We start from the raw sequence: 15,141 nt of genomic DNA on the forward strand, positions 1-15,141 counted from the left end.
TCCTAGCGGTATTCGTTGGAGAAACCGTAGTCGTCGAGCGGCACTGCGGCGCCGGTGTTCTGGCCGAAGCCGTCCGGGCTGTAGTACTGATCGTCGTACGACGGCACTGCGTATGCCGCAGCGCGTGCCTCCTCGGTGGGCTGCACCTGAATGTTCCGGTACCGGTTGATGCCGGTACCAGCCGGGATGAGCTTACCGATGATGACGTTCTCCTTGAGACCGATGAGCTTGTCGCTGCGGGTGTTGATAGCCGCATCGGTGAGCACACGAGTGGTCTCCTGGAAGGACGCTGCCGACAGCCACGAGTCGGTGGCCAGCGACGCCTTGGTGATACCCATCAGAACCGGACGTCCGGCTGCGGGCTCGCCACCCTCGGCGACGACACGACGGTTCGACGCCTCGAACTCGCTGCGCTCGGTCAGAGAACCGGGCAGGAATTCGGTGGAGCCGGAGTCGATGATCGTCACGCGACGGAGCATCTGGCGCACGATCGTCTCGACGTGCTTGTCGTGGATCGACACGCCCTGACTGCGGTAGACCTCCTGGACCTCGTTCACCAAGTGAATCTGGACCTGGCGAGGACCCATCACGCGCAGCACCTCGTGCGGATCGGCAGCACCTTCCATGAGCTGCTGGCCGACCTCGACGTGGTCACCGTCCGCCAGAAGGCGCTCGGTGCCGTCGTCGTGCTTGAAGACGCGCAGACGCTGACGCTTGGAGAGCTTGTCGTAGACAACCTCTTCGCCGCCGTCGTCCGGGATGATGGTGATCTTGTAGAAACGATCGCCGTCCTCGAGCTGGATGCGTCCCGACACGTCCGCGATAGGAGCCTTGCCCTTCGGCACACGTGCCTCGAACAGCTCCGTCACACGAGGCAGACCACCGGTGATGTCATCTCCGGCGACACCACCCTGGTGGAAGGTACGCATGGTCAGCTGGGTACCGGGCTCACCGATCGACTGTGCGGCGACGATACCGACGGCCTCACCGATGTCGACGAGCTTGCCGGTGGCCATCGAACGGCCGTAGCAGGTAGCGCAGACGCCGGTGCCGGTGGTGCAGGTGAGCACCGAACGGACCTTGACCTCGGTGATGCCGGCCTCGATCAGAGCATCGATGGCAGGATCGCCGACGTCGTGTCCACGAGCGACGATGATGTTGCCGTTCTCGTCGACCGCATCCGTGGCCAGCGTGCGAGCACGTGTGCTGGTCTCCACGTGTGCGTCGCGGATCATCGTGCCGTCGGCGAGCTTCTCGGCGATGGTCGTGACGATTCCGCGCTCGGTGCCACAGTCGACCTCGCGAACGATGACGTCCTGCGACACGTCGACGAGACGACGCGTCAGGTAACCCGAGTCGGCGGTACGAAGCGCCGTGTCGGCCAGACCCTTACGAGCACCGTGCGTGTTGATGAAGTACTCGAGGACCGTCAGGCCTTCCTTGAAGGAAGACTTGATCGGACGCGGGATGAACTCACCCTTCGGGTTGGTCACCAGACCCTTCATGCCGGCGAGCGACCGCACCTGAGTCATGTTTCCGGCTGCGCCGGACTTCACGATCATCGGGATGGGGTTGTCGTCGGGGAAGTGCGCCTCCATGGCCTTACCGACCTGCTCGGTCGCGTCCTGCCAGATCTTGACCAACGCAGAGTTGCGCTCGACCTTGTCGAGTGCGCCACGCTGGTACTTCTTCTCGATCTGATCGGCCTGAGCCTCGAAGGTCTCCATGATCTGCGGCTTCTCCGGCGGCACGAGGACGTCGGAGATCGAGATGGTGACACCCGAACGCGTGGCCCAGTAGAAGCCTGCGTCCTTCAGCTTGTCGACAGTCTGTGCGACGACGATCATCGGGTAACGCTCGGCGAGATCGTTGATGATGGTCGACTGACGCTTCTTCGGCATCTGCTCGTTGACGAACGGGTAGTCCGCCGGGAGCAGCTCGTTGAAGATGACGCGTCCCAGAGTGGTTTCCGCGGTCCATGCATCGCCGCGGTTCCAGCCGTTCGGGAACAGCTCGGCCTCGAGGTCCAGCGGCGGACGCTGGTTCGTCAGACGAACCTTGATCTGCGACTGCACCCGAAGAGCGCCACGGTCCACTGCCATCTGAGCCTCGGCAGGCGACGAGTACGCACCGAACTCCGGCTCGTCGGTCTTGGCATCGACGCGCTCGCCCACGGCACCCGCGTCGAGACGCGTGAGGTGGTACAGACCCGTCACCATGTCCAGACGCGGCATGGCGAGCGGACGGCCCGAGGCCGGCGAGAGGATGTTGTTCGAGGACAGCATCAGGATGCGTGCCTCGGCCTGAGCCTCGGCCGACAGCGGAAGGTGGACAGCCATCTGGTCACCGTCGAAGTCGGCGTTGAACGCCTCACACACGAGCGGGTGGAGCTGGATGGCCTTGCCCTCGACGAGCTGCGGCTCGAACGCCTGGATGCCCAACCGGTGCAGGGTAGGTGCACGGTTCAGCAGCACGGGGTGCTCGCCGATGACCTCTTCGAGAACGTCCCACACCTGCGGACGCTGACGCTCGACCATGCGCTTGGCCGACTTGATGTTCTGCGCGTGGTTGAGATCCACCAGACGCTTCATCACGAACGGCTTGAACAGCTCGAGAGCCATGAGCTTCGGCAGACCACACTGGTGCAGCTTCAGCTGCGGGCCGACGACGATGACCGAACGGCCCGAGTAGTCGACACGCTTACCGAGGAGGTTCTGGCGGAAACGACCCTGCTTGCCCTTGAGCAGATCGGACAGCGACTTCAGCGGACGGTTACCCGGTCCGGTGACCGGACGTCCACGACGGCCGTTGTCGAACAGGGCGTCGACCGACTCCTGCAGCATCCGCTTCTCGTTGTTGACGATGATCTCGGGAGCACCGAGGTCGATCAGTCGCTTGAGTCGGTTGTTGCGGTTGATGACACGGCGGTACAGGTCGTTGAGGTCGGACGTCGCGAAACGTCCACCGTCGAGCTGCACCATCGGACGAAGCTCCGGCGGGATGACCGGGACGGCGTCGAGAACCATGCCCATCGGCGAGTTGCGGCCGGCCTGGAACGCGGCGACGACCTTCAGACGCTTCAGAGCGCGCAACTTCTTCTGGCCCTTGCCGCTGCGGATGGTCTCGCGCAGGTTCTCGGCCTCGGCGTCGACGTCGAAGTTCTGCATGAGCTTCTGGATCGACTCGGCACCCATGGCACCGGTGAAGTACTCGCCGTACCGGTCGATGAGCTCGCGGTAGATGAGCTCGTCGACGATCAGCTGCTTCGGAGCCAGCTTGGTGAAGGTGTTCCAGATCTCCTCGAGACGATCCAGCTCACGCTGCGCGCGGTCACGGAGCTGACGCATCTCGCGCTCGCCGCCGTCCTTGACCTTGCGACGGACGTCGGACTTGGCGCCCTCCGCCTCGAGCTCGGCGATGTCGGCTTCGAGCTTCTGAGCGCGTGCCTCGAGGTCGGCGTCACGCTGATCGGCGACAGCCTTCTTCTCGACCTCCATCTCGGCCTCGAGCGTCGAGAGCTCGTTGTGGCGGAGCTCGTCGTCGACCGTGGTGATGACGTAGGCAGCGAAGTAGATGATCTTCTCGAGATCCTTCGGTGCCAGGTCGAGCAGGTAACCGAGGCGTGACGGAACACCCTTGAAGTACCAGATGTGGGTGACCGGAGCGGCCAGTTCGATGTGGCCCATGCGCTCACGACGCACCTTGGCGCGAGTGACCTCGACGCCGCAGCGCTCACAGATGATGCCCTTGAAGCGGACGCGCTTGTACTTGCCGCAGTAGCACTCCCAGTCCCGGGTGGGGCCGAAGATCTTCTCGCAGAAGAGGCCGTCCTTCTCGGGCTTGAGCGTGCGGTAGTTGATGGTCTCCGGCTTCTTGACCTCGCCGTAGGACCAATTGCGGATGTCCTCCGCGGTCGCGAGACCGATGCGGAGTTCATCGAAGAAGTTGACGTCGAGCACGTAACTTCCTTTCCCCGTGATGGGTGTTGTGCTGTGCGAATCAGATCAAGTCGATCGCCCCGTGGGCCCACCTGCTGCGTGTCGGCAGTGCGGTGAGGCCCACGGGACCGAGAAATCTACTGCGCGAGGTCGTCGACGGTGGCAGCTTCGTTGCGGGAGAGGTTGATTCCCAGGTTGGCTGCGGCACGCTCGAGGTCCTCGTCGTCACCGTCGGCCATCGTGATGGCTGCGCCGTCCGAGGACAGCACCTCCACGTTGAGGCACAGCGACTGGAGCTCCTTGAGGAGCACCTTGAAGGACTCGGGAATACCGGGCTCCGGGATGTTCTCGCCCTTGACGATGGCCTCGTACACCTTCACGCGGCCGACGACGTCGTCCGACTTGATGGTGAGGAGCTCCTGCAGCGTGTAGGCAGCGCCGTACGCCTGCATTGCCCAGCACTCCATCTCACCGAAGCGCTGACCACCGAACTGAGCCTTACCACCGAGGGGCTGCTGCGTGATCATCGAGTACGGCCCGGTCGAACGAGCGTGGATCTTGTCGTCGACCAAGTGGTGCAGCTTGATGATGTACATGTAGCCCACCGACACCGGGTACGGGAACGGCTCGCCGGAACGACCGTCGAACAACGTGGCCTTTCCGTCCGGTCCGACCATCTGTACGCCGTCACGGTTGGGGATGGTGCTCTCGAGCAGACCAGCGAGCTGATGCTCCTTGGCGCCGTCGAACACCGGGGTGGCGATGTTGCTGTCGGCAGGAGCAGCCAGCATCTCCTCCGGCAGACGCTCGGCCCAATCGGGCTTCGTGCCGTCGGTGGCGACCTGGACGTTCCATCCGGTCTTCCCGATCCATCCCAGGTGCGTCTCGAGAACCTGACCGATGTTCATACGACGCGGAACACCGTGGGTGTTCAGGATGATGTCGATCGGGGTGCCGTCGGGCAGGAACGGCATGTCCTCCTGCGGGAGGATCTTGCCGATGACGCCCTTGTTTCCGTGGCGGCCGGCGAGCTTGTCGCCGTCCTGGATCTTGCGCTTCTGCGCGACGTACACGCGAACGAGCTCGTTGACGCCGGGAGGCAGATCGTCGTCGTCCTCGCGTGAGAACACGCGAATGCCGATGACCTTTCCGCTCTCGCCGTGAGGAACCTTGAGCGACGTGTCGCGAACCTCGCGCGCCTTCTCACCGAAGATCGCGCGCAGCAGGCGCTCTTCCGGGGTCAGCTCGGTCTCGCCCTTCGGCGTGACCTTTCCGACGAGGACGTCACCGTCACGAACCTCGGCACCGATACGGATGATGCCGCGCTCGTCGAGGTCGGCGAGGACCTCGTCGGAGACGTTGGGGATGTCGCGAGTGATCTCCTCGGCACCGAGCTTGGTGTCGCGGGCATCGATCTCGTGCTCCTCGATGTGGATCGAGGTGAGGACGTCCTCTTCCACGAGGCGCTGCGACAGGATGATCGCGTCCTCGTAGTTGTGGCCTTCCCACGGCATGATCGCGAGCAGCAGGTTCTTGCCGAGCGCCATCTCACCGTTCTCGGTGCACGGGCCGTCGGCGAGGACCTGACCGGACTCGACGCGCTGACCCTCGTCCACGATCGGACGCTGGTTGGCGCACGTGCCCTGGTTGGAGCGCGCGAACTTACGCATGCGGTAGGTCTTGCGGCTTCCGTCGTCGGCCATGACCGTGACGTAGTCCGCGGAGACCTCTTCGACGACACCGGTCTTCTCGGTGATGACGACGTCACCGGCGTCGACGGCAGCACGCAGTTCCATGCCCGTTCCGACGATCGGCGACTCGCTCCGCACCAGCGGAACAGCCTGACGCTGCATGTTCGCGCCCATCAGGGCACGGTTGGCGTCGTCGTGCTCGAGGAACGGAATCATCGCGGTCGCGACCGACACCATCTGACGAGGCGACACGTCCATGTAGTCGATGTCCGAGGACGAGACGAACTCGACCTCTCCACCCTTACGACGGACCAGAATCTTGTCCTCGGTGAAGTGGCCGCCTGCATCGACAGGCGAGTTGGCCTGCGCGAGCGTGTGGCGATCCTCTTCGTCCGCGGTCAGGTAGTCGACCTCGTCGGTGACCTGTCCGTCGACGACCTTGCGGTACGGCGTCTCGATGAAACCGAACGGGTTGACCCGTGCGTACACCGACAGCGAACCGATCAGGCCGATGTTCGGGCCTTCAGGGGTCTCGATGGGGCACATACGGCCGTAGTGCGACGGGTGAACGTCACGAACCTCGAGGCCTGCGCGCTCTCGCGAGAGACCACCGGGGCCGAGGGCCGACAGACGACGCTTGTGCGTCAGACCCGACAGCGGGTTGTTCTGGTCCATGAACTGCGACAGCTGGGAGGTTCCGAAGAACTCCTTGATCGCGGCGACGACGGGACGAATGTTGATCAGGGTCTGCGGCGTGATCGCCTCGACGTCCTGAGTGGTCATACGTTCACGAACGACGCGCTCCATGCGGGACAGGCCCACGCGGATCTGGTTCTGGATCAGCTCGCCGACGGTACGGAGACGACGGTTGCCGAAGTGGTCGATGTCGTCGACCTCGACGGGAACCTCGACGCCGTCCGGCGCCGTCATCGAGGTGTCACCTGCGTGCAGACGCACCAGGTACTCGATGGTGGCGACGATGTCTTCCTCGGTGAGGGTCGACGCAACGATCGGCTGGCCCGAGTTCAGGCCCAGCTTCTTGTTGATCTTGTAGCGGCCCACGCGAGCGAGGTCGTAGCGCTTGTCCTTGAAGAACAAGTTCTCCAGCAGAGTCTGCGCCGACTCCTTCGTGGGCGGCTCGCCCGGACGCAACTTGCGGTAGATGTCGAGGAGAGCCTCGTCGGTACCGGCGGTGTTGTCCTTCTCGAGCGTCGCCATGAGGATCTCGGAGAAGCCGAAGCGCTCCGTGATCTGCTCGGTGGACCAGCCGAGAGCCTTCAGCAGCACCGTGACGGGCTGGCGACGCTTGCGGTCGATACGAACACCGACCGTGTCGCGCTTGTCGACGTCGAACTCGAGCCATGCACCGCGGCCAGGAATGACCTTGACGCTGTGCAGGTCCTTCTCCGTCGTCTTGTCGATCGAGTGATCGAAGTAGACGCCGGGCGAACGGACGAGCTGCGAGACGACGACGCGCTCGGTTCCGTTGATGATGAAGGTGCCCTTGTCGGTCATCATGGGGAAATCACCCATGAACACCGTCTGGCTCTTGATCTCGCCGGTGTTGTTGTTGATGAACTCGGCAGTGACGAACAGCGGAGCCGCGTACGTCATGTCCTTGTCTTTGCACTCGTCCTGCGAGGCCTTGACCTCGTCGAACCGTGGGTCGGAGAAGGAAAGAGACATCGAACCCGAGAAATCCTCGATCGGAGAAAGTTCGGTGAGGATGTCTTCGAGACCACCGGAGACATTGCTGTCCCCGCGCGCGGCGGCACGGTCACGCCAACTCTGCGCGCCTACCAGCCATTCGAAAGAGTCCGTCTGTACATCGAGGAGACCGGGTACCTCCAACGGTTCGCGAATGTTCGCGAACGAAACCCTCCTCGGGGCTCCCGGTGTTCCGACAACTGCCTTGGTCTGGCTAGAGACTGCCAAGATGCGTCCTTCCAGCACCTCACGCGGGCCGCTCGTGCAGTGCGACCGCCGCTGTATCTGCTTGCTTCAATGTGGGGCGAATTCGCTGGTCACAACCAGACCGAATCCCCACTGCAATCTCTTCGAAGTAACACTTCGCAGACACGGCAATCGAGAGGTGGACAGGAGGCAGCCAGCGCAACGTCCAAAGGTACCCCAAATGTGCGCAGGGCGCAACAGGGGCATCAAAAGTAGCACCCGAGCCAAGAACCGGCGTCGCCTTCGAACACGGCGTGTCGCGGTCGAGCAACCGTCTTCCACGATCGCTTCGGGGTGCCTTCGTCAGGACAAGAGTGACCCCTGCACGCCCCGGCGTCAAGAGGAACAACCGTCGACTTTCGTACCCACTGCCCGTTTCACAACCATCCCGATCGGTCCGTTCACACCCTCGCCCGCCCCGCCCGCCGACGTCTGACCGAACGTGACGTTCGGTCACTCCAAGTGACCGAACGCCACGTTCGCTCCCCCGGGGGCACGAGTCGGACTCGTCGGAAATGCCGACCCGGCCGCCTGCCGCCGACACATGCACACCATCCGACCGACACTCCCCGCTCGATCACGCGGCACATGTGCACCCTCGGAGTGACCGAACGTGCCGTTCAGTCACTCCAAGTGACCGAACGCCACGTTCGGTCCGGAAAACCAGGGCGCCGGGGCACGCGGAGGGGAAAGCTGGAAATCCACTGAACGACAGATGGTTCCGCGCCTAGTTATCGAAAAATGCTCACCATCACAAGTTTTCGTCGTTCGCGACCGTAGAACACTCCCGACCGGGGTTCGGGACACACTGTTGAAAACTGGACCTTGTCATCGGTCATTGAGACAGCGAAGACCGCGCGCTCGCAATTGATTTCCCTATGGCGGTTGTCGGTGGAGTCTGCTTATATTTCACCCAGCACGGAGATCGGACCGCACATCGACGGCGTTCTCCGTGCTCGACGGCGTTTCGGGGGGCGTCTGTTCGGGGGTGCGGGTGTTGTCCGTGCGCTCTCGGGAGCCGTCCATGGTCTGGTCGACACTGTATCGGGGGAGAATCATGGTCGAGATTGCGATTGTCGGTATCGGTTGCAGGTTCCCGGGCGGAGTTCACGATGGGCAGAGTTTCTGGGACTTCATGGTCTCCAAGGGCGACGGCATCGTGGACATTCCTGCGGACAGGTGGAATGCGGACAGGTTCTACGACCCCGATCCGGATGCTCCAGGCCGCATGTACACGCGCAAGGGCGGTTTTCTGACGCAGTCGCTGTGGGATTTCGATCCGGAGTTCTTCGGCATCTCTCCGCGTGAGGCTGCGGTCACCGATCCGCAGCAACGGTTGCTGCTCGAGGTCGCGTGGGAGGCTCTCGACGACGCCGGCCATGCCGGACGGGTGTCGGGTGAATCGATCGGTGTGTACGTCGGCGGTTTCACCAACGACTCTGCGGGACTGCGGGGTTCGCAGATGGGCAGGGCCTTCATCAATGCACACAGCGCGACCAGTTCGTCGCACACGCTGTTGTCCAACCGTATTTCCTACGCGCTGGATCTGGTGGGACCGTCGATGACGATCGACACCGCGTGTTCGTCGTCGCTGGTCGCGGTGCACGAGGCCGTGCGCGCGCTCGACCGTGGTGAATGCACGATGGCTCTCGTCGGCGGCGCCAACACGATGATCAGGCCGGAAACGTTCATTTCGATGTGCAAGGGCAGATTCCTCGCGTTCGACGGCCGTTCCAAATCGTTCGACGCCGCCGCGGACGGTTACGGCCGCGGCGAGGGCGCGGGCATGGTGCTGCTCCGCCCGCTCGCCGACGCGATCGCCGACGGCGACCGAATCTACTCGGTCATTCGGGGATCGGGCGTCAACCAGGACGGTCGCACCATCGCCATTCCCGTCCCCAATCCCGTGTCCCAGCGGGCACTGGCCGAGCGGGTCTGCGCCGAAGCAGGCATCGACCCAGCACAGGTCGGATACGTCGAGGCGCACGGAACCGGCACGTCCGTCGGTGATCCGCTCGAGATCGAAGCACTCGGTGGTGCGTACGGGTCGGTTCCCGGTCGGACGACGCCACTGGTCGTCGGGTCCGTCAAGGCGTCGATCGGGCACACGGAGGCCGCAGCGGGCATCGCCGGTCTCATCAAGAGTGCACTGTCCCTGCACCACGGCACCATCGTTCCTCAAGCGTGGCTGGACACACTGAATCCGGCAATTCCGTTCGACGAACTGGCAATTCGTATCCCCACCGAGGCCGAGCCGTTTCCCGAGGAGTACGACCGCCGCATCGTCGCGATCAACGGTTTCGGCTACGGCGGGACCAATGCTCACGTGCTGATGGACGCCGCTCCCGCCGCCCCGTCGGCCGCCCCATCGACCCGGACCGCGTCTCGCCCGGTCCGGATCTTTCCGCTCTCGGCGCGCACCGATGCCGCAGTCCGTGCCGTCGCGGCCTCCCTCGCCGACGCTCTGGACCGACGCGACGGCTCCGACGACGCGCTCGAGGCGTTCACCGCGGCTGCCTGGACCAGGCGTGCCCACCATCCCGTCCGCACCTCGGTGCACTACACCGACGCGCAGGATCTGACGACGAAGCTTCGGGACGTCGCGTCCGGGACCGGGCAGACGTCCCACGTCGTGGATGCCGGCGGACGCGCGCCGGTCTTCGTGTTCAGCGGTATGGGTCCGCAGTGGTGGGGCATGGCTCGTGAACTACTGCTGGCAGGCGGAGAGTTCGCCCGCACGGCGAGCATCGTCGACGACGCGTTCATCGAGATCGCGGGGTGGTCGATCATCGAGGAGCTGAGCCGCGACGAGGAACACTCACGGGTGGCCAACACCGAGGTAGCGCAGCCCGCCAACTTCCTCGTCCAGGTGTCTCTGGTCGCGGAGCTGAGAGCGTCGGGTATCGAACCGGAGACGGTCGTCGGGCACAGCGTGGGCGAGGTGAGTGCGGCATACGTCAGCGGTGCCCTCAGCCTGCACGACGCGTTGCTGGTCAGCTGCCATCGCGCCAGGCTGCAGGCGACGACCGCAGGGACGGGGTCGATGTTGGCGGTCGGCCTGTCCGAGGCCGACGCGTTGGCCTACCTCGCCGAAGCAGGCAAGGACATGGTGGAGCACGTGTCGATCGCAGCGATCAACAGTCCTACCGCGGTGACGTTGGCCGGTGACGCCGAGCACCTGACCGAGTTGGCCGAAAGCCTCACCGAGGGAGGGTTCTTCGCCAAACGTCTGCAGGTCGAGGTGCCGTACCACAGTCATCTGATGGATCCGATTCTCGACGACGTCGCCGGCAGCCTGGCGTCGATCGACCCGCGGCAACCCGACCTGACGCTGTTCTCCACCGTCACTGCCGGCGAGGTCACCGACGCGAGCTGGGACGCCGGGTACTGGGTGGACAACGTGCGCAAGCCGGTGCGGTTCGCCGACACAGTAACTGCGTTGATCGGTCGGGGCCACCGGGTGTTCCTCGAGGTCGGTCCGCATCCAGTCCTGTCCGGCAACATCCGCGAGATCCTGATCCGCACCGGTGATCCCGGCACGTCCATCGGCACGCTCGTTCGCAAGCAGAGCGACGCCGAGTCGATGATCACGGCGGTGTCCGCGCTGTACGCGGCCGGCTCGTTCGTCGGCGGCAGGACCGAACCGTCGCCGCACGTGCCGCTTCCCGCCTACCCGTGGCAGAAGTCGCGCGTCTGGCACGAGGACGAGAAGACCGTCGCGGACCGGATGGGAACCGACACTCTGTATCCGATGCTCGGTGACCGGACCTCGGCACTGTCGTCGGAATGGCACGCGGAACTCGCCGTGTCGCAACTGCCGTGGCTACAGGACCACGTCGTCGACGGACTCGTGCTTCTCCCGGGTACCGCCTACCTCGACGCGGCGATGAGCGCCGCCGCAGTCCGGTCCGGGCGTCAGGAAGTCGGCCTCGAACACGTCGAGTTCGTCGCGCCACTCGTCGTCGACAAGCACGACGTGCCCGTGCTCGAAGTGGCCGTCGAGAACAGCACGAGGCGCTTCGTCATTCGGTCCAGGTCGGCGACGGACTCGGCGTGGACGATCAACGCAACCGGGCGGCTCGTCGAAGGACACTTCGACGCTCCGTTCGTGGCGTCGGAGATCGAGGAGACCGCTACCGAGATCACCGGCGACGTGCTGTATCCGCTGCTTGCGTCGGCGGGGCTGCGGTACGGGCCGGCATTCCAGGGCATAAGGTCCGCGCGCATCGGCAAGGACACCGTCGTCGCCTCCATCGACGCCGGGCGCCACGCAGGCTCGGGCCACCTCGTGCATCCTGCCGTCCTGGACACCGCGCTGCAGTGCGTCGCGACCCTGTCCGCCGGGCCGTCGGGGGCCGTCGTCCCCTTCTCGGTGGGAACGGTCAGGCGATACGGGCCGGTTCCGGACGACGCGACCGTCGTCGTCACGAGGACCAGCGCGGAGCCCATGTGTGCCGACATCGCCGTGACCGACTCCGAGGGACGCGCGGCCGTCACCCTCGGCAACATCGAGTTCCGGCCCATCGCTCCCCCGCAGTCGCTGCATGCTCGCCTGTCGAAGGTGTTCTACGAGCCGGTGTGGGAGTTGCGTGACAACCGGGACTCGGCGGCGATCCGCGCCGAGGCGGCGCGCGATTTCGCCCTCGTCCTCACCCTCGGTGACGCCACCGAGACAACCCGCACGCGGGCCGACGCGATCGCCGCATCCCGACCGTCGTCGATCGTTCTCGACGCCGCTGTGACGCCGGTGGATGACATCGTGGCCGCTCTCCGCGCAGGGTTGGCCACACCGGGCGTGGACCGGGCCACCGTCGTCGCGGTCGCGGGGGCGTTCACCGATCCGGCGTCCGCCGTCGGCTCGGCACTCGTCGCGGCTCGCGCCGTGCACGTCGCCATCTACGGCGACGAGACCGGTCCTGCGACGGATCCCGGATCGGTGTCGGCCGTCATCGTCACCGAGCGAGCGTTCTGCATGCCGGGCGACACCGAGGGTGCCGATCTCGCGCACGCGGGACTCGTCGGGGCACGCAGGTCGCTGCGCAACGAACAATCGCCGGCAGCATGGCGTTTCGTCGACACCGAGCCGTCGACACCGTTGTCGGACATCACGACCGAGACGTTCGCGTTCGGTCCGTTCCAGAACGACGTCGTCGACGAGGTTGCTCTCCGGCAAGGGTCACGATGGGTGGTGACTCTGAAGAGCAACGCCGACGAGCATCTCGCAGTTCGCGATCAGCCGACGGTCGTGCGCGATCCGGAGCAATCGTTCGCAATCGAGGTGCCTGCGTCGAAACTGCTGTCCGACCTCACTTTCCGTGCCCATGCTCGTCGCGATCCCGGTCCAGGTGAGATCGAGGTCAGGATGGAAGCGGTCGGGGTGAACTACAAGGATCCGCTGAAGGTCATGGGCGTCCTCACCGACAAGGAACTGGCCGGAACGTACTTCGGGACCACGCTCGGGCTCGAAGGCGCAGGCATCGTCACCCGGGTCGGGCCTGGAGTCACCGAGGTGTCCCCGGGCGACCACATGGGTGTGTGCGCTCGAAACATGATGCGTCGGTACGTCACCGTCGGCATCGACGAAGGCGGGACGATGCCCATTCCGTCGGACTGGGAAACCGGCTGGTGCTCGTCGATACTGCCGTTCCTGTGCGCACAATACGGATTGGTGCACCTTGCACGCGTTCTGCCCGGTGAGACGGTGCTCGTCCACGGCGCGTCGGGCGGAATGGGGCTCGCCGCCGTCCAGGTCGCGAAACTGATGGGAGCCCGCGTGATCGCCACGGCGGGCACCGAGGAGCGCCGCGCGGTCGCACGGGATGCCGGCGCCGACGACGTGTTGGCGTCGAGATCCCTGAACTATTCGGACGAGGTCATGGCCCTCACCGACGGCCGGGGTGTCGACGTGGTCTTCAACTCCTCCCCCGGCGAGATCATGGCGCAGAACCTGAACGTGGCAGGTGAATTCGCCCGGATCGTGGAGATCGGCAAGGCCGACATCTACTTCGGTGGCGTCATGGATCTGAAACCGTTCGACCGGAACCTGACCTTCTACGCCGTCGACATGGACCGGATGTTCGAGCACAAACCCGACCTGGCCCGGCAGGTGACCCGCGAGGTTCTGGACAAGATGTCGGCCGGTGACTACGCACCGTTGCCGTACACGACGTTCCCGATGGACCGAGTCGGCGACGCCTTCGAGTCGGTCGTCCGGTCCTCGCACACCGGACGTGTGGTGTTGTCGCTGGACGACGATGCGCCCGTCGTACGGCCGCAGATCCCCACCGTCGACATCGATCCGGCGGCGTCGTACGTGATCACCGGCGGCTTCGGAGCCTTCGGAACCGCCGTGGCCAGATGGCTCGTCGCCGAGGGCGCACGTGATCTGGTGCTCGTCGGCCGCAGCGGTGCCACCACCGACCGCGCCAAGCAGACGCTCGCCGAGTTCGCCGCGCAGGGCGTGACGGTCGGGGAAGAACTGCTCGACATCTCCGACTACGCCTCGGTTCTCGGACTGATCGAACGAGTACACGCACGCGGTGTCGCGATCGCGGGTGTCTTCCACACGGCAGGCCTCGTCGACAACTACGCCGTCAACGACATCACCGACGACTCCCTGCGCAGCATCTTCCTGCCCAAGGTGACCGGCGCCGTGAACCTCGACCGCGCACTGGACGAGGCAGGCGCCGACCCGTCGGTGTTCGTCATGTTCTCGTCGATGAGCAGCCTCACCGGTGGTGCGCCGCAGGTGTCGTACTCGGCCGCCAACTCGGTGCTCGACGCGTTGGCGTGGACTCGGCGCCGGCGCGGAAAGGCGGCGTTCACCGTCAGCTGGGGATCGATGGCGGGCGGTGGCATGGCCGAGGCCAAACAGGAAGTGGTGCGGTATCTGGACATGCTGGGCTTCAAGAACATCGACATGGACGACGCGACGCTCCTGCTACGCGAGGCTCTGACGTTCGACGTTCCGCACGTCGCTCTCGTCGGAATCGACTGGGAGCAGTGGGGAATCGCCAATCCGGCGTCGGTGACCATTCCGCGTTTCGCGGCGCACATCGCCGCAGCGAGCACCGGCGGGTCGGGCATCACCGCGCTGCACGCCGAAATTCTCGCGCTACCCGAGGACCAACGCGCCGACGTGCTGACGTTCATCCTGGCCGAGCAACTGGCGTTGGTGATGGGCATCGACGCCGAGGCAGTCGACGTGCAGACACCGTTGCCCGAGCTCGGGCTCGATTCGCTGATGGCCGTCGAGTTCGCGGCCCGCGTGGGCAAGACCGTCGGGCTGGAACTGTCGGTACTGGAGTTCGGTCGTGGGCTCGGCCTCGCCGCCATCGGAGGAAAGCTCGCCGCAGGACTGACCGCACGAGCCCACGGCGAGGACCGGACTGTTGCACACCCGGTTGCAACAGCCCCTGCCGAGGCGGACCCCACCGTCGTCCAAGTAGGCGTCCCGGACCACGCACGCGGAACGGACACGGTGGTCACCGACGTGATCCCCGCGCCTGCCGATGCCGAACCCGTACTGGCCACGACCGACACGTCCGGAGCCGTCTGAC

The 15,141-nt window shown here is 65.0% G+C and carries 3 protein-coding genes; 1 reads left to right on the forward strand and 2 read right to left on the reverse strand.

Annotation, left to right across the window (positions count from 1 at the left end):
• Positions 1-2: 2 nt before the first annotated feature.
• Both CH290_RS00165 and rpoB read right to left on the reverse strand, forming a co-directional pair.
• Entirely contained in the window at positions 3-3,959 is a 3,957-nt protein-coding gene (locus tag CH290_RS00165) for a DNA-directed RNA polymerase subunit beta' (protein WP_019665535.1), read from the reverse strand.
• A 116-nt stretch (positions 3,960-4,075) separates the two neighbouring features.
• Positions 4,076-7,582 (reverse strand): DNA-directed RNA polymerase subunit beta, encoded by a 3,507-nt coding sequence (rpoB, locus tag CH290_RS00170; RefSeq protein WP_019665536.1) that lies wholly within the window; start codon positions 7,580-7,582, stop codon positions 4,076-4,078.
• Positions 7,583-8,639: 1,057 nt separating this feature from the next.
• On the opposite strand from rpoB, the gene CH290_RS00175 reads away from it, so the two are divergent.
• Positions 8,640-15,140, forward strand: a complete 6,501-nt coding sequence (locus CH290_RS00175; RefSeq protein WP_033188624.1) for a type I polyketide synthase — start codon at positions 8,640-8,642, stop codon at positions 15,138-15,140.
• The last annotated feature ends 1 nt before the right edge of the window (position 15,141 follow it).

Source organism: Rhodococcus sp. 06-156-4 (assembly GCF_002259345.1).
Taxonomy (GTDB): domain Bacteria; phylum Actinomycetota; class Actinomycetes; order Mycobacteriales; family Mycobacteriaceae; genus Rhodococcoides; species Rhodococcoides fascians_E.